The organism is Gemmatimonadota bacterium, assembly GCA_040388625.1.
Classification (GTDB): domain Bacteria; phylum Gemmatimonadota; class Gemmatimonadetes; order Gemmatimonadales; family Gemmatimonadaceae; genus Fen-1247.
Window position 1 is genome coordinate 217,573 of sequence record JAZKBK010000003.1, and the last position, 22,716, is coordinate 240,288.

At 62.8% G+C, this 22,716-nt stretch carries 19 protein-coding genes; 9 read left to right on the top strand and 10 right to left on the bottom strand.

Annotated elements, in window-relative coordinates:
• Positions 1-22 precede the first annotated feature (22 nt).
• Positions 23-673 (top strand): metal-dependent hydrolase, encoded by a 651-nt coding sequence (locus tag V4529_06635; protein ID MES2358006.1) that lies wholly within the window; start codon positions 23-25, stop codon positions 671-673.
• A gap of 18 nt (positions 674-691) precedes the next feature.
• Here V4529_06635 and dut read toward each other — a convergent pair whose 3' ends face one another.
• Positions 692-1,213 carry a dUTP diphosphatase gene (dut, locus tag V4529_06640; GenBank protein ID MES2358007.1) on the bottom strand — a complete coding sequence of 174 codons (522 nt, stop codon included), beginning with the start codon at positions 1,211-1,213 and terminating at the stop codon, positions 692-694.
• Positions 1,214-1,281: 68 nt separating this feature from the next.
• Here dut and acs point away from each other — a divergent pair, with 68 nt between their 5' ends.
• Both acs and V4529_06650 read left to right on the top strand, forming a co-directional pair.
• Entirely contained in the window at positions 1,282-3,246 is a 1,965-nt protein-coding gene (gene acs, locus V4529_06645; protein ID MES2358008.1) for an acetate--CoA ligase, read from the top strand.
• Positions 3,243-3,620 carry a hypothetical protein gene (locus V4529_06650; GenBank protein ID MES2358009.1) on the top strand — a complete coding sequence of 126 codons (378 nt, stop codon included), beginning with the start codon at positions 3,243-3,245 and terminating at the stop codon, positions 3,618-3,620. The genes acs and V4529_06650 overlap by 4 nt, the downstream gene beginning before the upstream one ends.
• Positions 3,621-3,642: 22 nt before the next feature.
• On the opposite strand, the gene V4529_06655 is transcribed toward V4529_06650, so the two are convergent.
• Together V4529_06655 and V4529_06660 are read right to left on the bottom strand one after the other, a co-directional pair.
• Positions 3,643-4,077 (bottom strand): vitamin K epoxide reductase family protein, encoded by a 435-nt coding sequence (locus V4529_06655; GenBank protein MES2358010.1) that lies wholly within the window; start codon positions 4,075-4,077, stop codon positions 3,643-3,645.
• A gap of 10 nt (positions 4,078-4,087) precedes the next feature.
• Positions 4,088-4,933 carry a thioredoxin domain-containing protein gene (locus tag V4529_06660; protein MES2358011.1) on the bottom strand — a complete coding sequence of 282 codons (846 nt, stop codon included), beginning with the start codon at positions 4,931-4,933 and terminating at the stop codon, positions 4,088-4,090.
• A 19-nt stretch (positions 4,934-4,952) separates the two neighbouring features.
• On the opposite strand from V4529_06660, the gene V4529_06665 reads away from it, so the two are divergent.
• Both V4529_06665 and V4529_06670 read left to right on the top strand, forming a co-directional pair.
• Positions 4,953-5,828, top strand: coding sequence for an alpha/beta hydrolase (locus V4529_06665; GenBank protein MES2358012.1), 876 nt, complete (start codon positions 4,953-4,955; stop codon positions 5,826-5,828).
• Between the two features lie 58 nt (positions 5,829-5,886).
• The gene (locus tag V4529_06670) at positions 5,887-6,159 is read left to right on the top strand and encodes a hypothetical protein (protein ID MES2358013.1); all 273 of its coding nucleotides are present in this window, start codon (positions 5,887-5,889) and stop codon (positions 6,157-6,159) included.
• An 87-nt stretch (positions 6,160-6,246) separates the two neighbouring features.
• Here the strand turns inward: V4529_06670 and V4529_06675 are convergent, their stop codons facing one another.
• Positions 6,247-6,831: a hypothetical protein gene (locus tag V4529_06675; GenBank protein MES2358014.1), complete on the bottom strand. Its 585-nt coding sequence runs from the start codon at positions 6,829-6,831 to the stop codon at positions 6,247-6,249.
• Between the two features lie 84 nt (positions 6,832-6,915).
• Entirely contained in the window at positions 6,916-7,452 is a 537-nt protein-coding gene (locus V4529_06680) for a CDP-alcohol phosphatidyltransferase family protein (protein ID MES2358015.1), read from the bottom strand.
• Positions 7,453-7,673: 221 nt separating this feature from the next.
• Between V4529_06680 and V4529_06685 the strand changes: the two genes are divergently transcribed.
• Complete coding sequence (locus V4529_06685) at positions 7,674-9,206, top strand: hypothetical protein (protein ID MES2358016.1); 1,533 nt, start codon at positions 7,674-7,676, stop codon at positions 9,204-9,206.
• 17 nt (positions 9,207-9,223) lie between these two features.
• Here the strand turns inward: V4529_06685 and V4529_06690 are convergent, their stop codons facing one another.
• The 5 genes from V4529_06690 to V4529_06710 form a co-directional block, all read right to left on the bottom strand.
• Positions 9,224-11,851 (bottom strand): pitrilysin family protein, encoded by a 2,628-nt coding sequence (locus V4529_06690; GenBank protein ID MES2358017.1) that lies wholly within the window; start codon positions 11,849-11,851, stop codon positions 9,224-9,226.
• A gap of 117 nt (positions 11,852-11,968) precedes the next feature.
• Positions 11,969-13,078 (bottom strand): hypothetical protein, encoded by a 1,110-nt coding sequence (locus V4529_06695; protein MES2358018.1) that lies wholly within the window; start codon positions 13,076-13,078, stop codon positions 11,969-11,971.
• A complete protein-coding gene (locus V4529_06700; GenBank protein MES2358019.1) occupies positions 13,075-14,214 on the bottom strand; it encodes a tetratricopeptide repeat protein in 1,140 nt (379 codons plus the stop codon). Before V4529_06700 ends, V4529_06695 begins: the two co-directional genes overlap by 4 nt.
• Positions 14,215-14,480: 266 nt before the next feature.
• On the bottom strand, positions 14,481-15,677 hold the full coding sequence (locus V4529_06705; protein MES2358020.1) for an aminotransferase class V-fold PLP-dependent enzyme: 1,197 nt from the start codon (positions 15,675-15,677) through the stop codon (positions 14,481-14,483).
• A gap of 13 nt (positions 15,678-15,690) precedes the next feature.
• Positions 15,691-17,343, bottom strand: coding sequence for a M28 family peptidase (locus tag V4529_06710; GenBank protein ID MES2358021.1), 1,653 nt, complete (start codon positions 17,341-17,343; stop codon positions 15,691-15,693).
• A 182-nt stretch (positions 17,344-17,525) separates the two neighbouring features.
• Between V4529_06710 and V4529_06715 the strand changes: the two genes are divergently transcribed.
• The 3 genes from V4529_06715 to V4529_06725 all read left to right on the top strand — a co-directional run bounded on the left by V4529_06715 (position 17,526) and on the right by V4529_06725 (position 22,700).
• Complete coding sequence (locus V4529_06715; protein ID MES2358022.1) at positions 17,526-19,106, top strand: O-antigen ligase family protein; 1,581 nt, start codon at positions 17,526-17,528, stop codon at positions 19,104-19,106.
• A gap of 176 nt (positions 19,107-19,282) precedes the next feature.
• Positions 19,283-22,057 carry an aconitate hydratase AcnA gene (gene acnA, locus V4529_06720; protein ID MES2358023.1) on the top strand — a complete coding sequence of 925 codons (2,775 nt, stop codon included), beginning with the start codon at positions 19,283-19,285 and terminating at the stop codon, positions 22,055-22,057.
• Positions 22,058-22,208: 151 nt separating this feature from the next.
• A complete protein-coding gene (locus tag V4529_06725) occupies positions 22,209-22,700 on the top strand; it encodes a hypothetical protein (GenBank protein ID MES2358024.1) in 492 nt (163 codons plus the stop codon).
• The last annotated feature ends 16 nt before the right edge of the window (positions 22,701-22,716 follow it).

The following is a 22,716-nucleotide window of genomic DNA, read 5'->3' on the forward strand; positions in this document are numbered from 1 at the left end:
CACCATTCCAGGAATCGCAGCAATGTTTCTCGGGCATTACGGCATTGCGTTCGGATCCAAGCGGGTTGTGCCGGATACGTCGCTGGGGACGCTCGCATTCGCGGCTCAGTTCCTCGATGAGCTGTGGCCAATCCTTCTGTTGTTCGGCATCGAGCAGGTGCGTATTGCACCAGGCTCGACATCGAGCAATCCGCTCGTGTTCACGTCGTATCCTTTCTCTCACAGTCTGGCCATGGCCGTGTTGTGGGGAGCGATCATCGGCGCAATCCATTATGCCGCGCGGCGAAATCGTCGCACCGCCTGTGTCATCGCACTCGTCGTGATCAGCCACTGGATACTGGACTTTCCCGTGCACACGGCAGATCTGCCGCTATGGCCGGGAGGATCCACGCGCGTCGGGTTGGGCCTGTGGGACTCGATTCCTGCAACGTTGATCCTCGAGCTCGGAATATTCGGCGGCGGTCTGCTGCTTTACATTCGGCAGACGCGCACGCGCGATCGCGTTGGCACCTGGGGTCTGTGGTCAATGGTGCTGGTGCTGCTGCTCATATTCGCGAGCGGCTACGTGACCCCGCCGCCGCCCAGTCCTCGTGCAGTGGCGTGGACCGCACTCGGACTCTGGCTGTTCGTGCCGTGGAGCTACTGGGTGGATCGTCATCGCGAGCGAATCTGACCTCGGGATGCCCCCGAATTACTTGTGTCCTGTACTGCCGAATCCACCGTCCCGATCTGTTGTCTGCCGTACATCTCCGTCTTCGAATTCGAGCACCTCGTATTTCGCAATCACCATCTGCGCGATGCGCTCGCCATGCGTGATGAAGATGGGCTCCGCACCGTCGTTTCTAACCAGCACGCCCCACTCACCGTTGTAGTCGGGATCGATGGTGCCGGGCGAGTTCGCGATGGCGAGCGATGTTTTGAAGCTGGTGCCGCTCCGAGGACGGATCTGCGCCTCGTAACCCGGTGGCAGCGAAGCGCGAAACCCGAGCGGGATTATCGCACGCTCACCCGGCAACAGCTGCAGCGACGCGCCATCAGCTGTGGGTTTCGGCACGCCCTCGTACTGGCGGCCGCCCAGGCTCAACTTGACTGTCGGATCACCAAGCAGAAATGCCTTGAGATCGTAGCCGGCACTGTGCGCGGTCGCACGAACCGGAAATTCGACCCCGTCCCGGAGTCGTTCGAAACGGATGCTCTTGCGCTCTGAATCCATGCGGCCAATCTAGCCACTCGCCCGGACCAGCCGTCGCGCACGGGCGCGGAAGCTGTATTTTCAGACTCATGAACGAGATCGACGCGCTCCTCACCGAAGAGCGGAAATTTCCGCCGCCGACAAAATTCGCCGCCAACGCCGTGGTCAACGACCCGGCAATCTACGACGAAGCCGCACGTGATCCGGAAGCATACTGGGCACGTGAAGCTGCTCGCCTCGACTGGATCCAGCCATGGACGCAGGTTCTCGACTGGACGCCACCCCACTTCAAATGGTTCGTTGGCGGAAAGCTCAACGCCGCCGCGAATTGCGTCGACCGGCACGCACACGGCCCAAGACGCGACAAGCCAGCGCTCATATGGGAAGGTGAGCCAGGCGATAAGCGCACCATCACCTACGGCGAGCTGTACGGTGAGGTAACGCGCTTCGCGAATGCCCTCAAGTCACTCGGCGTGACGAAAGGCGATCGCGTCGCAGTGTATCTGCCGCTCATCCCCGAGGCCGCAGTCGCGATGCTCGCGTGCGCACGCATCGGCGCGATCCACTCGGTCGTGTTCGGCGGATTCTCCCCCGATTCGCTGCGCGACAGAATCATCGACGCGAAGGCCCGCGTTCTCATCACCGCCGACGGTGGCTATCGCCGCGGAGGCGTCGTCGCGCTCAAGGCCAATGCCGACAAAGCCTTGACCGCGACTCCATCAATCGAGCACGTCGTGGTCGTGCAGCGCAACCACGGAACATCCACCGAACAGATCTCCTGCTCCATGCAGCAGCCACGCGATCTCTGGTGGCACGAGTTGATGGAAAAGGCGCCGGAAGGCGGCGATCCGGTCCCCATGGACGCCGAGGATATTCTGTACATCCTCTACACGTCGGGAACTACCGGAAATCCCAAGGGCGTCGTGCACACCACCGGCGGTTACATGACCGCGGTGACCAGCACGACACGCAACGTCTTCGATCTGCGCGAGGACGACGTATTCTGGTGCACGGCCGATGTGGGTTGGGTGACCGGCCACTCCTATCTCGTGTACGGTCCGCTCTCCAACGGCGCGACGTGCGTCATGTACGAGGGCGCCCCCGACTGGCCCGACAAAGACCGCTTCTGGGCGCTGATCGCGAAGCACAAGATCACGATCCTCTACACGGCGCCCACCGCCATCCGCGCCTTCATGAAATGGGGCGACCAGTACCCCGCTCGGCATGACCTCTCCTCGCTGAGACTGCTGGGCTCCGTGGGCGAGCCCATCAATCCGGAAGCCTGGATCTGGTATTCCAGACACATCGGCCACGACCGATGCCCGATAGTCGACACCTGGTGGCAGACCGAGACCGGCTCGATCGTCATCTCGCCGCTTCCGGGCATCACCTCCACCAAACCCGGCAGCGCGACCTTCCCGCTCCCCGGCTGCAGCGCCGATCTACTCGATTCGAACGGTCGTTCGATACCTGTCGGCGGTGGCCTTCTGGCCCTCACTCGGCCCATCCCGTCGATGCTCCGCACCGTCTGGGGCGACGACGAGCGGTATCAGAAGACGTATTTCTCCAAATGGCCCGGCCGGCCGGATTTGTATTTTCCGGGGGATGGCGCCAAGCGTGACGACGACGGCTTTTACTGGATCCTGGGTCGCGTGGACGACGTCCTCAACGTCGCTGGCCACCGAATCGGGACGATGGAAGTCGAATCAGCCCTCGTGGAGCATCCGGCTGTCGCCGAGGCCGCGGTGGTCGGCAAGGCGCACGAGCTCAAGGGGCAGGCGCTGGCAGCGTTCGTGACAGTTCGCGCGAGCCATCAGTCGTCGCCGGAGCTGGCCACCGAGCTCAAGCAATTCGTGGCCGATAAGATCGGTGCGATAGCTCGGCCGGACGACATAATCTTCGCCGCCGACCTTCCCAAGACTCGGTCCGGCAAGATCATGCGCCGTTTATTGCGTGATATCGCCGAAGGTCGCGCGCTCGGCGACACCACGACGCTTGCGGATGCCGCAGTCGTCGAGGGCCTCAAGCAGCAGTACGAATCACTGGAGCCATGATTTTTCGATCGCTGTTTCCCGAAGCACTCTTTGGCCGCAGGCTGCATCCCAACGCGGAGCGGCGTCTGCGGCTGGCCCAGGCCCGCGCGGACGAGACGATAATTCGCGCCCACGTCGACAACGCGCTCATGTTCGTGGACACGCTGGCGGAGGACCTGTCGTTCGATCGCGCAATCGACACGTACATCCGCGTGATGGCGATCCCGGAGCCGCTGGCGAGCGCGGTTGCAACGCGCGCGCTCGTAACCCTCGGGCGCGACCTGGTCCCGTTCCGCCGTCGCGCGCGCGAGGAAGGCGAGGAAGATGTCGAAGTGAAACCGCGTGTCCGTCTGGACGACGCGGCCGCACGTCAACGCTCCATACGGCGGGTGTAACTACAGCGTAGCTACCTCGCTACTACTCGCCGGGCTGCACTCGATTCCCCATCGCCACGTCGGCGATGCTCACGATGAAGATCGCCGTCACGATCACCGCCGACGTCACGCAGTACTTGCAGATCGCTTCTATCACGAACAGCTCGAGATACGTGAGCCACGCGGTGAACGCGACGCCGACGAACGACATCCCCGCGAGCACGTAGGCAATCTCGCGGCGATCGATCCACGACGGCGACGTTCCGACCAGTGCAACCACGAACGTCGCCGTGTAGAACGCCACCCCCCACGCGGCCACCGGCGCGCCGGCGAATATCGCCCACTTGCTCGTGTTGACGCGCTCGCACCCCCCCAGCCCGCATGCGAGATGTCCTATCACGCCCATCTTGTACAGCGTGAGATACAGCGCCACGAACACGCCGATCAGCGCGAGCGCGGCAATCACCATCCGTCTCATATCGCCAGCTCTACTTGGACGCCGCTGGCTTTGCTGCGGGGTTGACCGCGGGGGTTCCTGCTGGTGTCGTCGCAGGCGCTGCTGCCGGAGCTGACTTCTTCGCTGCCGCTGCGTCGTCTACTGCTTTCTTCATCACGTCGTACGGAATCGAGCCGGCGAACATCTTTCCATTGATGAAGAACGTGGGTGTCTGATTCACGTTGCGGCGGAAGCCTTCAGCCGCGTTTGCGTTGACGCGAGCCTGCTCCTTCTTGCTGTCGTAGCACTGCTCGAAGTCCGACGTATTGAGCCCGATCGCCTTGGCGTACCCCATGAAGACAGACTTCGGATTGTCCGTAACCTGCGTGGCGCCGTCGGGATTGAGTCCCCACGCATCCTGACCTGCAAACAGCTGGTCGTGCATCTGCCAGAACTTGCCCTGATCGGCCGCACAGGCGGCAGCATTCGATGCCGACTGTGTGTTGTGGTGCATCGGCAGCGGAAAATCGTAGTACTTGTAGTACGCCAGATGCGTGTCGATGATCATCCTGCGAACGTCCGGCTCCGTGACCGTTGCATACGATCCGCACACGGGGCATTCGAAGTCGGCGAACTCCTCGATCACGACTGGCGCGGTGCTGTCGCCCATCACGTAGGGCCTGGGCGGACCGGCCTTCGCGTAATCCCGCTGCATGGCGGCATATGCGGCCTGCGCTTCCGCGCCGCTATCGGCCGAGGGCGGACTGGACTTGAGGTAGAGGATCGCGGCGATGCCGACGATCACTATTGCGACGAGGATTCCGTAGAATGCCCCGCGATTGGACGACGGCTTCGCTGCCGCGCTTTTTGCGTTCCTGGGAGGATTATTATTCGCCATCCCGTGAATTTATCTCCAGATGCAAGCTGACGTCTTACGCGTTCCGGTTGGGCCCGGCGCGGTGCACGTGGAGCGATACGGCCACGGCGGCGTGCCGATCGTCCTGCTGCACGGCTTCGGCACGTGCACTTTCCTCTGGCGCTACGTGGCGCCGATCCTGGCCGAGGCGGGCCATACGGCCTACGCCATCGACCTGTTCGGGCACGGTGAATCGGACCGGACGCCAGACGCGGATTTCGGGATCGCGGCGCAGGCTGAATATCTCGACGCGGCAATGACCGCGCTGCGGCTCGCCCGCGCGACCATCGTCGGCGTCGACCTGGGTGGCGACGTGGCACTCCGGCTGGCGGCCACACGCCCGGATCGCGTCGCCCGGCTCGTCCTGATCAACGTTCCAGCGTACGACGAGCTGCCCGCACGCGACATCGGCGTGATGCAGCGGAGCACGGCCAGATTCGCCTTCAAGGTGACGCGCGGAGTGCTGGGCGCCACGACGTTGCTCCAGTCGCTTCTCGAGGGGAGCGTCGCGCTGCCGGACCACATGCCCACCCGGCTTCTGGCCAGATATCTGGCCCCGTTTGCCGGTCGCGATGGAGTGAGTCACCTTCTGACGCTCGGCGCCGCGATCCGGCGCTCGGACATCGAGGATCTGGATCTTTCGGACGTCAGGGCACCGACGCTGATAATTCGCGGCGATCACGACGAGTGGTTGAGCCGGGACGTCGCAAACCGACTCGCAGCCGACATTCCGCGCGCGACCTTGCATCGCATGGCCGGAGTGGCGCGATTGATCCCTGAAGAAAGTCCGGACAATCTGGCTGAACAGCTGCTCGAATTCATCGGATCAGCGGGCGCGGTTGCGGATTCTCGATCGAGTGCATCCACTATTAAATGACCGACGGATTAGTTAAATTAGAGTGTTGTAGCAGGGCGACTTTTCTTAACCGGGTTTAATGGCCAAGAAGCAGAATTCACCGAGATACCAGGCGCACTCGGCGCCAACGAGTCAGAAGTCACCGTTGGACGAGGCGCGTGACGAGCTATTTCAGCACATCATGCGGTGCGGCGTCATTGGCGCCGAACAGGAGCATCAGCAGGAGTGGTTCGACGCGACGATTGCGTACTTCGCTGAGCGGTATCCCGAGCTTACAAAGCTCGAGCTTACACAGCTCCGCACGTTGGGCGAGCGTTTCGCTCAGCCGCTGAAGACGAAACAAGCTGTTTGACGAACGGGCGCCATTGGCGCCCGTTATGTTTTTCAGTCATGTAGCGAGCGCGAAATCACGCTCGCTGCTCGTCGGTCAGTTGCAGCGCTAGCGATGAGCGGGCTTGCCCGTGAATCGCATCGTGACGCCCAGTCGTACTCCGCCGCCGAATCCGAGCTCGACACCGGGAGCGATGCTGCCGGTGCTGGGCCCGTTTGCGCCGATGAAGCCGAGCAGATAGGTGCGCGTGCCCGGCCCACCGCCATCGCCGCGCACCGTGACGCCACCGCCCACGTACGGCTCCCATTCGTACTGGTGATACGGATCGAGCGAGAACTGACCATATGCGTCACCGCGGCCGCTGAAGCCCGTCGAGCTGATTCCAGCGCCGACAGTGCCGCCGACGCTGAAATAATTGCTGAACGGGAACGCGATCCCCGCGCCCGCCTGAAGCGCCGTCGGGTTGCCGCCCAGCACGTCCAGTCGCAGCGACGGAATGTAGGAGACCGCAACTGCGACCTGCTGAGTCTGGGCTGATGCGATGTGCGGAGCGACAGCCGATGCTGAGAGAATCATTGCGGCTGACAGAACCGCTTGCCGCAGCGCTGGCGCCAGTCGCCGGCAACGGCGCGGCAAACCGATCTCGTTAGACGCTCTTGGTGCGGCGACGACGGCCGCGCGGTGAATCATCACTGTTGGAGTTCCTCTTGCGTTGACGGTGTGACGGCGAGCGCTGATTGCTCGTGACGGTTTGTGCAGGCTCGTGTGCAAGCGCTTTCATGCAGGCGACCGAACACGCGCGCGCCACAGTGCCAATGTATAATCGAAAATCGACATGGCCGACAGGATTGCAATGGCGACGATCAACCAGGGTGTAGCCGATGGCTGCAGCAGCACCGCCATCAGCGTCGCGAGTTGGAGAACCGTCACCGCCTTGCCGAGCAGACGCGCACGAAATGTTACAGGCCGTAGCCACGGAATGATCCGCGCGACGATGAATCCAACCGCGGTCGCAATGTCCCGCGAGATGAAGATGAAGTACTGGCCCGTGGTGAGCAGCCCGTTGAACAGGTACGCGGAAACCGCCGCCAGGACGAACAACCGGTCGGCAATTGGATCGAGCAGCGCGCCGACGACACTGCGCTGGTCGGAAAGTCGCGCGACCAGCCCATCGAGAAAGTCGGTCAGCGCCGCGACCGCGATGAGCACGATCCTGGCGGGAGTATCGTTTACCAGCACGAATGCGACCGCGAGCGCCACGCGCGACGATGAGATCACATTCGGTACGTTCCACAACCGCGTGCTCCGGTTCATGGCGAATTATATCGGGCTTTGGTGCGGTCGAGTGAATCGGAGCCGTCATTGTTCAGCCGTCATTCCCGCGAAAGCGGGAATCCAGGTTATAAGTCTCTGGTTGCGACAGGAGCAGGAAGGCTGGTCGGCAGCGGATGGATTCCCGCTTTCGCGGGAACGACGATCCTGGGACGCTGCCCGCCTGGTTGCCAGCGCCGAGTCCACTCCCTAGCTTCGGCGCGATGCTCTCGACGTACCGCGCGCTTCTGACAGGCTATTTCGGGCTCGGCGCCGCGATCATCCTGTGGAACATCGCCGCGGCCACTCTGATCCTTCGGGGCCGCCGGTCGCCATCCGTTTCTACCCTCGCGACGAGCTTTGCCGCGTTGCTCCTCGTGCCCGGCCTCGTCGTCACGGTTTCCGACGCCTCGCTGGTGTACGGACGCGCGATTCAACATGTGGCGTGGCTCTGGCCCCTCGTGACGGTGCTGTTCGTGATCCAGGCCGTCGCCGCGCTCTCGACCGGGCGCGTGGGGTCGATGCTCGGCGTTCCGATAGTCGCGTACGACCTGATGATCGCCATCGTCTCGATCGCGCGATACATGAACTCGCTCGGAGTTGCTCCGCCGTATTTCTCGCTGGTGCTCTCCGCCGCGCAGTCGGACGCACTTGGCGTCGTCGCCGGCTCTGCCGCCCTGGCGCGTGCGACCTGGCTGCTGGTCCCCATGTTCTCGCCCGCCTTGCCGTCGCACTCACGCGTACGCGTGGTAATTCGCTATGCGCTCACGCTGGGTGCGAGCATCGCCACTGCACTCGTGCTGGTGGAGCTTCCCGGCGCCAGCGAGACGATAAGCAGCTACAACCGCTATCAGCACGACGCGCTCACCGCTCGCGGAGCTGGCGACTTTCAGTTCGCCCTCAAGGTATTTCCCGATCTGCGTGCCGCGCCGCCACCCGTCGCGATCAACAATGATTTTCAGCTCACCGACTCGCTCGGCGTCGACGGAATCTCGATAGTCGTGGACCCGGAAGGTGCGCGGGGAAAGGCGCTCGATTCCCTGGTACACTCGCTGGACAACGTTCGCGATGACAGCACGGTGCTCATCGTCACGCTGGGGTATCCGCGCGGCGCGCGTGCAGCGCTGAACCGCTCACCGTCAGCGTACATGAACGACCGGCTGGCCGACGTGAATCGTCTTGCGCGCGCGCTCCGGCCCAACATCATCGTACCGGCGTACGAGCCCTACGGCGAAGGTGCACGAGCATTGGGGGTGAGAACGCCGGACTACTGGATCGACTTCATCACTCGATCTGCAGCGATCGTGCACCACGTCAATCCGAACATTCGCGTTGCAGTCGCAGCGGCGAGCTTCGGCGCACGCGACAGCGTCGTGTATCGCTGGGCCGCCGCGCGTGGGTCACCGGTCGACGTACTCGGATTCTCGCTGATGCCCGGCTTCAATGGTGCAACGTCGCTGGACACGCACATGCGCATCGCGCAGCGCTGGCTCCGCGCCACTCCTCGTCCCAAACCGCACTGGATACTCGCGGCTGGTGGCTATCCAGTCGCTCATGGCGAGAACAGTCAGGTCATGGCGTTGCGCGGAGTGCTCGCGTGGGCCACCTCACAGCCGGCAGTCCGCGGCGTCGTATTCACGGACGCCGGAGACTACGATGCCCAACGCGGGCTTCGAGCACCGGACGGCCGCTTTCGTCCGGCGCTCGCGGAGCTGATGCGCTCGATCGATGCCGAGCGCGAGTCAGCCAGTCAGTAGTCGCAGTTGCTCGTGCATCACTTGGCGATGCCGGCAGGCTCACCACGCACGACGCCCTCGACGATCCGAGTCGTATCGAAGTAGTCCAGCGCGAGGCGCTGGATGTCGTCCGCGCTCACCGCTGCGATCTTCGCCGCGTAACTGTCCAGCTCCGACAGGCCCGCTCCAAGCAGCCACGCGTTGATGATGTCGCCGAGAACCGCGCCACCACTTTCCTGTCGAATGTCATGCATGCCGAGCATGTAACGTTTTGCGCGCGTCAGTTCCTCGTCCGTCACGGGTGCAGTACGCAGGTTGGTGAATTGCTGGATCAGTGCATCGCGTGCTTCTTCCTCCCGTTCCGGTGACGTCGCGATGTAGGCCATGAATTCGCCGCTCAGCCGATGCTCGCTACCGAATGCGTGCACCGTGTAGGCGAGCGAGCGACGGTCGCGCAGCTCCTCGAAGAACCGTCCGCCCAGGCCACTCGCAATGGAAGCCAGTACGTGCGCAGCGAACCGATCGTCATTCGTACGCGACGGTGATGGCAATCCGAGCACGAGGGCACTCTGGTTCTTGTCGCGCGCGACACGGCGCACGACGGACTCCGATGGCCATTCCGGAACGGACAGACTCTCCCGTGCAGCGAGCGACAGCTCGCTGAAATTATCGGCCACGATGTTGGCGACTTCGTCGGCACTCATGTCGCCCGTCAGCGCGATCACGAACGGCGCGCGTAGCAATGCGGTGCGATACCAATCGCGCACATCACTGAACGCGAGCGAGCGCAGGGACTCTTCCGTTCCGCCCGCCGGAATCGAATACGGGTGCCCGTCATACGTCGCTTCGGTGGCGAGACGCATCGGGTAGCGATACATGTCGTCTCGCAGCCGAGCGACGTCGGTCAGCATCGCCGACCGCTCGGTCACGAGCGCGTCATCCGGAAGCGTTGCGTGCTGTATCACGTCGCCGAGAAGCGCGAGCGCCGGCTGCAGGTTCGCGGCGGGAACCGAGAACGACCAGCCGAAAGTCTCGGAGCCGACCGACGCTCCGATGCTGCCACCCAGCAGCTCCGACTCTTCCGCAATCTGAAGCGAGGTGCGTGAGTTGGTCGCGCGCGACGCAGTGCGTGCACCGAGTGCGGAGATACCCGCCCGCTCGCGCGGCTCGTACGCGGATCCGGACGCAGCGTACACACCGATGTGCGCGATCGGCGCATTTGCGCGATGCTTGATCAACACCGGAATTCCCGATTCGAGCTCGTACACGCGTACGCCCGCTTCGTCGCGTACGAACCTGGCTGTTGCACGCGACGGCGCAACTTCCACGACTGACGGCGCCGATGCATCGAGCGGTGCAACGTTCCCGCTGTTCAGGAGAGCGTGGAATGCGGCTGGATCGACTGCCATCACAGCCTCGTTGCGCGGACGATACACTACCGCGCCAGCGAGATCCTCGCTCAGATACTTCCGTACGACCGCGACGACCGATTTCGCGTCCGCACGCATGAACGAGTCGTAATACTCCTGTCCCTTTCGCCATCCGCCCAGCGACTCCCACTCGGCGAGATACGCCGCCTGTCCTTCCGTCGTCTCGAGATGTCGAGCCCAGCGCGACATGAACAGCTTGTGCGCACGCTCGACTTCGTCGGCCGAGACTTCGCCCGCGCGCACTGCCGCAAGCTGCGCCCACATCGCACGCGCAGCATCGGCCGCGGTCGCCGGATCTCCCTCGGATGACATGACGAATACGCCGACTTCAGCGGGTGAATAATTGTATGCCCCGACGCTGCCAGCCAGTTTCCGGTCTCTTACTGCACGATACAACCGCGATGCACGACCGCTTCCCAGCACTGCCGCCGCGAGATCCAGCGCCGGAACGTCTGGATGCTCGCTCGGCACGGTGCGCCAACCAATCTCGACTTGCGTCTGCTCCACGTCGCCGCTCAGCTCCTCGTAGCGAAACCCGGAATGCGCTGGCTCCGGCGGTCCGGGCGTTCGTACCGGCTCACCTGAGGGCAGTGCGCCGTACAGTGCCTTCACACGCTCCAGGGTTCTCACCGGATCTACGTCGCCCGCGATCGCAAGGACGGTATTCGACGGTGTGTAGAAGTTGCGGTAGAAGCGCGAAACGTCGTCGCGCGTGAATCCGCGCAGCTCGCTCGGTCTGCCGATGCGCCAGCGCCGGATGCGATGCCGGTCGTGCAACAGCGCGTGCAGCGTCTCCGTCGTGACCGCCCCCGCGTTGTCTTCCTTGCGCATCGCTTCCTGGATGATCACCTCCAGCTCCTTCGCGAGCGCGTCGGCCTCTATCGCCGAGTTGGCATACGCATCCGCCTGAACCGCGAGACCCTCGTCGAATCCGCTCGCCGGCAGCACGGCGTAATAGCTCGTATGGTCGTAGATCGTGTGAGCGTTGAGGTATCCGCCCGCCGCTTTCGTTGCCTTCGCTATCTCACCGACTCCGTACTTCGCCGTCCCCTTGAAGTACATGTGCTCCAGCACGTGCGCGATTCCCGCGACGTCATCGGTCTCGTCAAAGTAGCCAGCCCTCACGTACGTATTGACGGCGACAACTGGCGCTGCCGGATTCTGATAGATGAGCACGGCAAGGCCGTTTGCGAGCACCGTGCGCGTTACTGCGTCTGCATTGATGAACGTCGTCATTTCTCGATGAAGCAAGGATGAAGCAGGGTTGAGCCACGACGGACGAAAAAAGCTCGGCCGCAAATCTTATGCGGCCGAGGATCATTGTCGAAGCTGAAGCCTGAGGCGCGTACCGTGTCAGGGACCCGCTGGCGCGTTTGGATTGGGCTGTATCGTAACGCACGAAGACCATGTCCCCGTGCCGGCACGCGCGAAGAATTTCTGCGCTTCCGCCGCGCGGTTCAGTCCCATCAGCGCGCACCCAAGGTAGCCCTGTGCCGCACTGTCGGCAGGATTGAGCTGAGCCGCACGAATGAGAAAATTGCGGGCCAGCGATGGATTGTGATCCGCGAGCTGGAATATCCCCATCTCCCGCTGAGCAGGCTCGTAAGCCGGATCGAGCCGGATTGCCGTGACGAGCTCCTGCCGCGCTGTGTTCATGTCGGGCGGAGTGTCGCTGCGCGCGAGCCGGGAGAGAAAGACGTGCGGCTCTGCTCTGTCCGGGTACTCGTGTGCGATGGCGCCGAACGCAGCACGCGCCGCCTCGGTGCGGCCAGTGGTCATCAGATCGATGGCAGTGCTCATCTCGCCGTCGAACTTGGAATTGCCACCCATCGTGAGGTACGCCGCCGCCGCGATGATGATCACCAGGATCACGCCAGCACCGATCATCATGGGACGCGAAATCTTCCTTGCACGCGCGGGAATGCGCGACTGCGCGGCTGTCGCATCATCTACTGAAAAACCAGTAGTTCGCGGGGCTGCGGATGAACCGGCTGTCGCACCGCTCGACGCACCCATTGCCGCACCGGTTGCCGCACCGGTTGCCGCACCGCCTGGCGCGAAAGTGGAGGTCGACGAAGCGGCTGTTGCGTTCGGCGCTGCTGTCGTCGGCGGCTCGTTTGCGACGCGGGTGAGCTCGTTGTAGCCGGCACGTGCAAAGCCGACGTCGGTCAACGTCGGCTTGTACGCGACATCATCGGAGCGGTTCCTGGCATCCCAGAAGCTCGCGATGGTATTCGCGTTCTCGAGATTGAGAACTCCGCGCTGGCGCAGCTCGCGGACCAGGGCCTGACCGGCAAGGGTGGAACCGCCAAGCATTGCTCGCATGGCGGTTTCCGCGACTGTCCAGAGGTCCATTATGTCGGCTGCCGCGTCCTCCGGGCCGCGGATCTGGTCGAGCCGGGCGTAGACCACCCGGCCAGCGCTCAGGGCAGCCTGAGCGGCAGCTCTATCGGAGGGCGTCACCTATCGATGCGCAGCAGTCCCGCCGTGGCGCTCCCCTTGATGAAGCTTTCCGGGTCGCGCCAGGGAATTTCCACGCCCGTCTTTCCATATCCGCGTCTGGCTTCCTTCGCCATGTACTGGTCGATTGGCAGGCCCGCTGCCTTCTGGTCTCGCATCTGCTGCACGATCTCCTCCCAGGTGCCCTGGTACGTGTGTCCGCCACTCTCGATACTGTGGTGGGTCACTGGCAACTCCTGGACCTCTCCGATCGCTTCGTCCGCTGGCGTACCGCCATCGACCAGCGAATTCAGCAGCGCCCCGAACATCTCGATCTGGCCCCGGGTCTTCTGCTGATCCCGCTCCATGGCTCTGGCCTCTATCTCGGCCAGCATGTCGTCGATCTCGTCCGGCTCGCCCGCCAGCTCCTGGACACGGTCCTCCCACGGCTTCAGCTCCGGATCTCCGTCCGTCAGCTTGAAGATCGTTTTCTTGAGTTCGATGAGGCGCCAGATGCCGAGCTCGTCCCAGTGGTCGTCCGGATTGGACTTGTCCAGATGGAACAGCGCAGCCTCGTAGTCGCCGCGGTCGTACAGGATGTTGGCGAGATAGACCCTGGCCTCGACGTGATCCGGGTCCAGTCGCAATGCGGAGCGGAGCGTGACTATCGCCGCCTCGTCCTCGCCCAGCCGATGCTGCGCGTAACCGACGCACGACACGGCTTCGGCATTTTCAGGCGCATTCTGGACGGCTATCTCGAAGAACTCCCGCGCGTTGCCGATCATCCCTTCCCTGAAGAGCGCGCGGCCGATCTGAAGCATCAGATCGAGATCGTCGGCATAGCCAAGCTCGAGCGTTCGCCTGAAGCAGTGAAGCGAGGCGTCCCGCAGGCCGAATTTGAGCAGGGTTTCACCGATGCCTGCAAGGGCATCTTCGTGATCGGGATCCAGGATGAGCGCCTCCTCGAAGGCGCGACGGGCCCACGCGTATTCCTCGCGCGCGTGGTGTGCGTATCCCACGCCGATGTGAAGCTCCACGGCGCTCGGATAGAGTGTCAGACCTTCGCGGAGTACTGCTAGTGCTTGATCGTATTCTCCCTCGTTATAAAGTTGGTGCGCGCGTTCGTCATATTCTTCGGACGAAAGGAATGGGCTGGGCATCCGGCACACCTCCCTCGATCGGATACATTGCTGTCGTATTCTACTCGGCGACACACGGTTTGTTCAAGAACCGACACAACTAATATTCAACGCGGTCCGCTACTTCGACAGTCACCAGATTCGTGCTCAAGCCGGTCAAATGGCAAGTCGCCTGCCACTCCCGCGGCTAGTTATCATTAAAGTCTCGGCTTGACCGCTCAGGTAATAATAGCGGCCAGGCCGTTGTCGCTTCCGTGGCCGTTTTGGTTGCCGCTTCGGTTGCTGCGTCAGGTGACGACGGCAGCGCTCGCGGCTTCGGAAAAGCGACGCCAATCGCCGTTGGCGAGACACTCGTCGATCGCACCTATGCATGTGTCAAGCTCCTCATCTCGCGTGTAGAAATGGGGTCCGACTCTGATGCCCGCTCCGACACGATAATCAACGATGATGTCTCGCGACAGAAGGAATTGCGCGACCTCACGTCCGTGCGGAACGTCGAACGCCACGGTGCCGCCGCGTTGCCCGGACTCACGTGGCGCATGTACACGGTAGCCGCGCGCATCCGCAGCGGCGATCAGCCACTCGGTCTGCCGTACTGACTTGGCGCGAATGGCGTCGATGCCGGCGTCGAGTACGATCCGGGGGCCGGCGACGGCTGCGAACAACGCCGGAATCGCCGGCGTGCCGGTAAGCCAGCGCTCGATTCCGCCCGCGTAGTCCATATCCTGTTCGAATGCGAACGGATGCGCGTGCGCCTGCCAGCCGGTCAGCGCCGGCGCCAGAGTCGTTCGCACCTCGGGCGAGACGTACAGAAAGGCGGCGCCAGGGCCGCCGCACAGCCACTTCAGCACGCCGCCGGTGAGAAAATCCACGCCGGATCGCTTCACGTCCACCGGAATCACTCCCACCGAATGATACGCATCCAGTGAGACCAGGGCTCCGACATTGTGCGCGTGCGCACAGATCGCATCGGCGTCCATGATGAATGCCGACTTGAACAGAACGTGCGACACGGAGACGAGTCGCACACGCTCGTCGATCGCCTCCATCAGGCGATTCTGATCGATGCTGAGTCCGTCATCAGACGGAACGACGACGACGCGCGCGCCGAATCGTCGGGCCAGCTGCTCGTAGGCATATCGCACGGAAGGGAAGTCCAGCTCGGTCATCACGATGGTGTCGCGCTCGCCGGTGAAGTCCATCGCTGACAGAACGATCGACTGCGCGATCGAGACGCTCGGCTGCATGGACACCGAGCGTGCATCGGCACCAATCAATGGCGCGATCGTATCGCCAACGCGCACCGGCATGTCCCACCAGCCCTGCGCCCACGCACGCACGCCACGCTCGGCCCACTCGCGCGAGTATTCCGCAAGCTGGTCCGGCACCTCACGCGGCATCGCGCCAAGCGAGTTGGAGACCAGATAATTCGTCCGTGCGAGAATGGGAAATTCGTCGCGGAATGCAAGCAGTTCGTCAGCCACTGTATCGTCCACTCTACCGTGAGCTGAGAGACTTTTCACGAATCGCACGGAACTCGGCGTCCTTGTTCCACGTCGGGATCGTCGCCGAGTTGGCGAGCTCGGTTCCAAAGCGGTAGGCGATGTCGGCGATCTGTGCGGTTCCCGTGAGTGGCCACTTTGGATTGTACTCGTCCGATGGCTGATGGTATCGCTTCGCGACGTACTCGTCCGCCTGTGCCTTGCCCCACCCCGCCGGCTTGCCGACAAAGTCCACACCGGCTGCGATGGTGGTCGACGGAATTCCAACGCGCGCGAACGAGAAGTGGTCGGAGCGATAGAAATAACCGGCTTCCGGATGCTCGTCCGGAGATATGCGAACGCCTTCGGGCTTGAGCATCGCCGCGAGCGCGGGACCGAGCGAGCTCTTGTTGTCGCCCATTACGGTGACATCGCGGACCGGACCTTCGGGATTCGCTTCATCCACATTCAGATCCGCGATGATGTCGCGCGCAGGCACGGGCGGATGCTCGCCGAAGTATTGCGAGCCAAGCAACCCTGCTTCTTCGGCGGTGACGAATGCGAACACCTGCGAGCGCTTTGGTTTTACCGGTGCCTTCGCCGCAGCGTGCGCAACAGCGAGGATCGCGGCGACGCCTGACGCATTGTCGTACGCACCATTGTATATGGAATCGCCGTTGATCGCCGGTCCGATTCCGAAGTGATCGTGATGCGCGCTGTAGACCACGTACTGCGAAGCGAGCTTCGCGTCCGAGCCCGGTACCAATCCCACCACGTTGTTCGCCGACATGTGAGCTACACGATTTCTGAACGACATGTCGATCGTTATGCCGGTCGGGACAGGACGAAAGGCGCGCGTGTCAGCCTGTTTTACGAGATCCGCGAGATTCAGCCCAGCCTGCTTCAGAAGATTGGCCGCGACGTCATGCTGTATCCAGCCACGCACCCCGATCGGAGCAGGGCCGTTTTCGGGACGGGGAAGCGTCCTGTGCTCTGTAGAGTTCGAGGAGACCACCACCTGCCACGGATAACCCGCTTCGTACGTCGTGTGCACGATCAGCATTCCCGCCGCGCCCTGACGCTCCGCCTCTTCGTACTTGTAGGTCCATCGGCCGTAGTAGGTCATCGCCTTGCCGCCGAACAACGCCGGCTCCGCCGAAGTCGCCGGCGGATCGTTCACGAGAACGAGCAGGATCTTCCCCTTGAGATTCATTCCCTTGAAATCGTCCCAACGATATTCCGGTGCCTTCACACCATATCCAACAAAGACGAGCTCGCCCCGTGCTTCGCTCGCGGGCGTCGCAGAGCCGGCCCAGACCACCACATCACCGGTTGAATGAAGATTTGCAGTCGCCTTGCCGGACGCCGTTACCTTGATCGTCGCAGGTTCCGCCGTCACGATGTCGATGGGCACCTTCTGAAAATAGGAGCCGTTCATGCCTGGCTTCACGCCATACGATTCGAGCTGCGCGGCGATGAATTGCTCGGCGAGCGCGCCGCCGCGCGTTGCAGGTGCGCGGCCCTCAAGGAGATCGGACGAGAGGAATCGGAGATTGGCGTCTATCTCGCGAACCGGCATCACGGCAGTTGCAGGTTGCTGGGCAGCCGCGGCGGCGGAAACAAGAATCAACGCCAGGCCGGCGATGGACGCATGACGGGAGATGGGCACTATTGTGTGTCCTCTGATTGGTGGGAACACTGTATTCTTCTACAGATAAATTACCCGCCAGAGGGCGCAGATGTATCCGCGTCCCGAGTTATACCTCGATCACGCCGGCATTCGCGTAGTCTGTCACACTGAGGGACATGGTTTCACAGGGGCGATCAAACTCAATCGGACCGAAGCGCTTCGTGGCTCTGGGCGCGCTCCAGATCGGAGCGCTGGCTGTCGTTCTCGCCTCGACGCCGTTCAAGCCGTTCGAGCTGGACCGGTTCTTCGTACCGAAAGAGCTTGCGCTTCACGTGGCGGCCTTCGTCTGCGTGCTGTTCTGCCTGGGCCGTCTGCGCACACTGGCGCTCGACCGCGTGGACTTCTTCCTCGTCGCGTTCGGTGTGCTGTCGGTCGTCTCCGCAATTTTCGCATCGAATCGGTGGCTCTCGATGCGCTCCGTGGCCATCACGATCTCCGGACTCGCCGTTTTCTGGTGCGCGCGATCACTGGCGGCAAGCGGCCTAAAGCGCCCGCTCATGGCAGTGATAGTACTGGCGACGGTCCTCGGCGCGGCCAGCTCGCTCGCGCAGGCTTACGGACTCGAAAGCGATTACTTCACGCTGAGCCGCGCACCCGGCGGTACGTTCGGAAATCGGAACTTCGTCGCGCACGTGTCCGCGATCGGTGTGCCGCTCCTCGTGTGGTACGCAGTAACGGCACGACGAGCGATAGCAGTGCTTCTCTGCGCGCTGGGCGGCGCGATTCTGGCCGCCGCGCTGGTGCTATCGCGCTCGCGCGCCGCATGGCTGGCGCTCCTCGTGGTCGCGATTCTCCTCGCGATGCCAGTGTGGCGCGCCGCTCTCCGGGTGCCGCACGCGGACGCCGGACGACGACTGGTCCTTCTCGGGATCCTCGCCGTCGTCGGCGTCGTGCTCTCACTGGTTCTTCCCAACAGACTCAACTGGAAGAGCGACTCTCCATATCTCGACTCCGTGCGCGGTGTGGTCGCGTACAACAGCGGCAGTGGACGCGGAAGGATCATACAGTACCGCAACACGCTCCACATGGTCGAGGCATATCCAATCCTCGGTGTCGGTCCGGGCAACTGGCCGGTGCACTACCCGAGATTCGCTTCCCGTAACGATCCCTCGCTGACGCGCGACGACAACGTGACCGCAAACCCGTGGCCGAGTAGCGATTGGGTCGCTCTCGTTGCGGAGCGCGGAGTGATTACCGTCGTTGCGCTGCTGTTGGCCTTCGCTGGAATCATCATCAATGCATTTCAACTGACACGCGGAAGCACTGCCAACAATCCGGATGCGCGCGATCCATTTCTGCCCGTCGCTGTTACGGCGACTGTGTTGATCGCGATCGCAGTCGGATTCTTCGACGCGGTCCTGATACTCGCGGCCCCCGCCTTCATTGTCTGGGCGTCGCTCGGCGCGCTCGGCGCGACGGGACGAACGCGTTCCGAGTGGACTCCGAGCACAGGTTCACGAGCGCGCTGGTCGCTCGTCCTCGTCGTACCACTATTCCTTTTCGCCCTGCAGAGCACGGGTATGACATTCGCGATGCAGGCGTTCGGCACCGGTGACCGGCTCGGGAGAGTGGAGCAGGCCGCCATCCTGGATCCCGGCAGCTACCGGATCCAGATGCGGCTGGCCTTGCTCGCTCTCAACCGACAGGGCTGTGCGCTGGCGCGCCCACATGCACTCCGCGCGCAGGCAATGTTCCCCGCCGCGGGCGCGCCACGGAGCGTCCTGCGACATTGCGGCGGCTGAAACTTCGCAAGCACCCCGCTTTACAGGCGCCAGACAACGGCGAATTAGTATAGATTTGTAACAGCCTGCATGGCTCGGAAGCTCGCGCCATGCAGTGGCTCCGCCTTTCACCGCGCACCGCCGCACGCCGGCGCAGTCCCGCGCGGCCGTGCGCGACCGCACCGAGAACCACACAAATGACGCACCCGAATTCGTTCGGATCCCGCGCGACACTATCTGTCGCCGGACGCGACTACACAATTTTCCGCCTCGACGCCCTCACGTCGCCTTCTGGCGGAAACTCGGACCGACTTCCCGTCAGCCTCAAGATCCTGCTCGAGAACCTGTTGCGAAACGAGGACGGCGCTTTCGTCAAGCGCGACGACGTCCTCGCACTCGCAAACTGGCGCGTGAAGGACAGGGCGGAAAAGGAAATCGCCTTCAAGACCGCACGCGTGCTGCTGCAGGACTTCACCGGGGTACCGGCCGTCGTCGATCTCGCCGCGATGCGGGATGCGCTTTCGAAGCTGGGCGGTGATGCCACGCTCATCAACCCGCTCCAGCCGGTCGATCTCGTGATCGATCACTCGGTTCAGGTCGATGAGTACGGCTCCGAAGCCGCGTTCCTCATCAATGCAGACATGGAATTGCAGCGCAACAGACAGCGCTATGCGTTCCTGCGATGGGGCCAGACGGCGTTCAGAAACTTCCGCGTCGTTCCGCCAGACACCGGCATCGTGCACCAGGTGAATCTCGAATATCTGGCGAGCTGCGTATTCACGCGCGACGACAATGGCGAGACAATCGCATACCCCGATTCGCTCGTCGGCACGGACTCGCACACCACGATGATCAACGGGCTCGGCGTGCTGGGTTGGGGCGTTGGTGGAATCGAAGCGGAGGCGGCCATGCTCGGCCAACCCGTGTCGATGCTCATTCCGGAAGTCATCGGATTCAAGGTGCACGGTAAGCTTCCACCTGGCGCGACCGCGACGGATCTGGTGCTCACTGTCACCGAGATGCTTCGCAAGAAGAAAGTCGTCGGCAAGTTCGTCGAGTTCTACGGCAACGGGCTCTCGTCTCTGTCGCTCGCCGATCGCGCGACACTTGGAAACATGGCTCCGGAGTACGGTGCAACCATGGGCTTCTTCCCCGTGGACGACGAGACGATTCGCTACCTCCGCTTCACCGGACGCGAGGAGCGCGCCGATCTCGCCGAAGCGTATTGCAAGGCACAGGGGATGTTCCGCACCGACGACATGCCCGAGCCTGAATTTACCGATACGGTAGAGCTGGATCTGAGCACCGTTACGCCGAGCATCGCCGGTCCCAAGCGGCCGCAGGACCGCATTCCGCTGCGCCAGGCCAAGACCATGTTCCGCGAGGCCTTGACCGTCGATCTCGAGCGCGCGACGCCGGCCGGCGCAGCTGCAATTCTTCGTCGCGCGACAGCGGTGAGCGCGCCGAACCAGCTCGATCCCGCAACCGTTGCAACCGAGCAACTGCCCTCGGATGAATCCGTGAGCGTCACGATGAACGGCGAGCAGTTCTCTCTCCGTCACGGATCGGTGGTAATCGCGGCGATCACCAGCTGCACCAATACCAGCAACCCCAGCGTGATGCTCGCCGCCGGACTGCTCGCACGCAATGCGGTCGCCAAGGGATTGAGCACGCGGCCGTGGGTCAAGACCAGTCTCGCTCCCGGCTCCAAGGTCGTGACGGACTACTTCAACGCCGCAGGCGTGACAGAAGCCTTGAACAAGCTTCGCTTCAACACCGTTGGTTACGGATGCACGACATGCATCGGCAATTCCGGTCCGCTGCCGCAGCCGATCGCGGAAGCCGTGGAATCCGGCAAGCTCGTAGTCGCGGCGGTCCTGTCCGGCAATCGCAACTTCGAGGGGCGCATCAATCCGATGACGCGCTTCAACTATCTCATGTCGCCCCCGCTCGTGGTTGCCTACGCGATCGCCGGCCGCATGGACATCGACTTCGAGACGGAGCCGCTTGCAATCGGCAAGGACGGCCCCGTGTTCCTGCGTGACATATGGCCCGCGCCCAAGGAAGTCGCGGACGAGATACTTCGCAGTGTACGTGCAGACATGTTCCGCAAGCAGTACGCGAACGTGTTCGAGGGAGACGAGACGTGGCGTTCGCTGCCCATCCCCGAAGGCGATCTCTACGCGTGGGATGAGAACTCCACCTACGTGAAGAATCCGCCGTACTTCGAAGGAATGACGATGACCCCGCCCGGCGTCAAGCCGGTGAAGGGCGCACGCGCACTCGCGATGCTCGGCGACTCGATCACCACCGATCACATCTCTCCGGCCGGATCGATTCCCGCCGCAAGTCCCGCGGGCAAGTGGCTCATCGCGCACGGCGTCGCGACCAAGGATTTCAATTCGTACGGCTCGCGGCGCGGCAATCACGAGGTGATGATGCGCGGAACGTTCGCCAACATCCGCCTCCGCAACGAGCTGGCCCCCGGCACCGAGGGCGGATGGACCGCGACGGAGCCCGGTGGAGAAGCATCAACAATTTTTGATGCGTCGATGGAGTATCAGAAGAACAACATTCCACTGATCATCATCGCCGGAAAGGAATACGGCACCGGATCGTCGCGCGACTGGGCCGCGAAGGGAACGCTGCTGCTCGGAGTGAGCGCAGTCATCGCAGAATCGTTCGAGCGCATTCACCGCTCCAATCTCGTCGGAATGGGAGTGATTCCGCTCGAGTTCATGAACGGCGAGACGCGTCAGTCGCTCGGCCTCACCGGCTTCGAGACCTTCGACATCGACGGAATGAACGACGAGATGCGTCCGCACGCGCTGGTCACCGTCCGGGCCACAGCCAGAGACGGCACCGTGCGCACGTTCAAGGCGCAGTCACGGATCGACACACCTGAAGAGATGCAGTATTACCGGCATGGCGGCATTCTACCCTACGTCCTCCGCTCGCTGATGCGACGGTAGGCTGCTCCTGACGCGTTCCGTTGGACAAGGGCACCGCGATTCATTCCGAATCGCGGTGCCCTTGTCGTCCGGGCGCTGGAATGCGTGACTTTCAGATCGCATTGGTCCGACGTTTGCCCTTACGGCTTCCAACTCTCTCCGGGAGAAGGCTATGCATTCGCTGACCTCGAACACGCGTTTGAATCTCCGCCTTGCTGCGATCGCTGTAATCGCGACCGCATTCATGATCGCACCGCTATGTGCTTCAGCGCAGGACACGACCTCCAGCGATTACCGCGTGTCGATCGACGGAGCGCCGGCCGGTACTGCGACAGCCGTGGTGAATCTTCCAGGCAATGCCGTCGTTCTGCATCAGGATTCGACTCCGAACCTTCCCTCCAAACAGATAGTGTCCGCAGACCAGGGCACCGTCATGCTGACGACCGCCGATCCCGCGCTCGTTTCAGCGATCCAGGCATGGATGAAGGCCGACAACTCCGGCTACAAGGACACTGTACAGCGCAAGACAGTCGAGATCGACCGCATCGGCGGCGGCGCCAATTCGCGCACGCGTCTCTCCGGTGCGTGGCCCACCAAGATGACCGCGGCAACTACAGGGAATACGATAACGATCGTGTATCAGCAGCTCGCGCCGGTGCCGTGACCGTCAATTGCCGTGA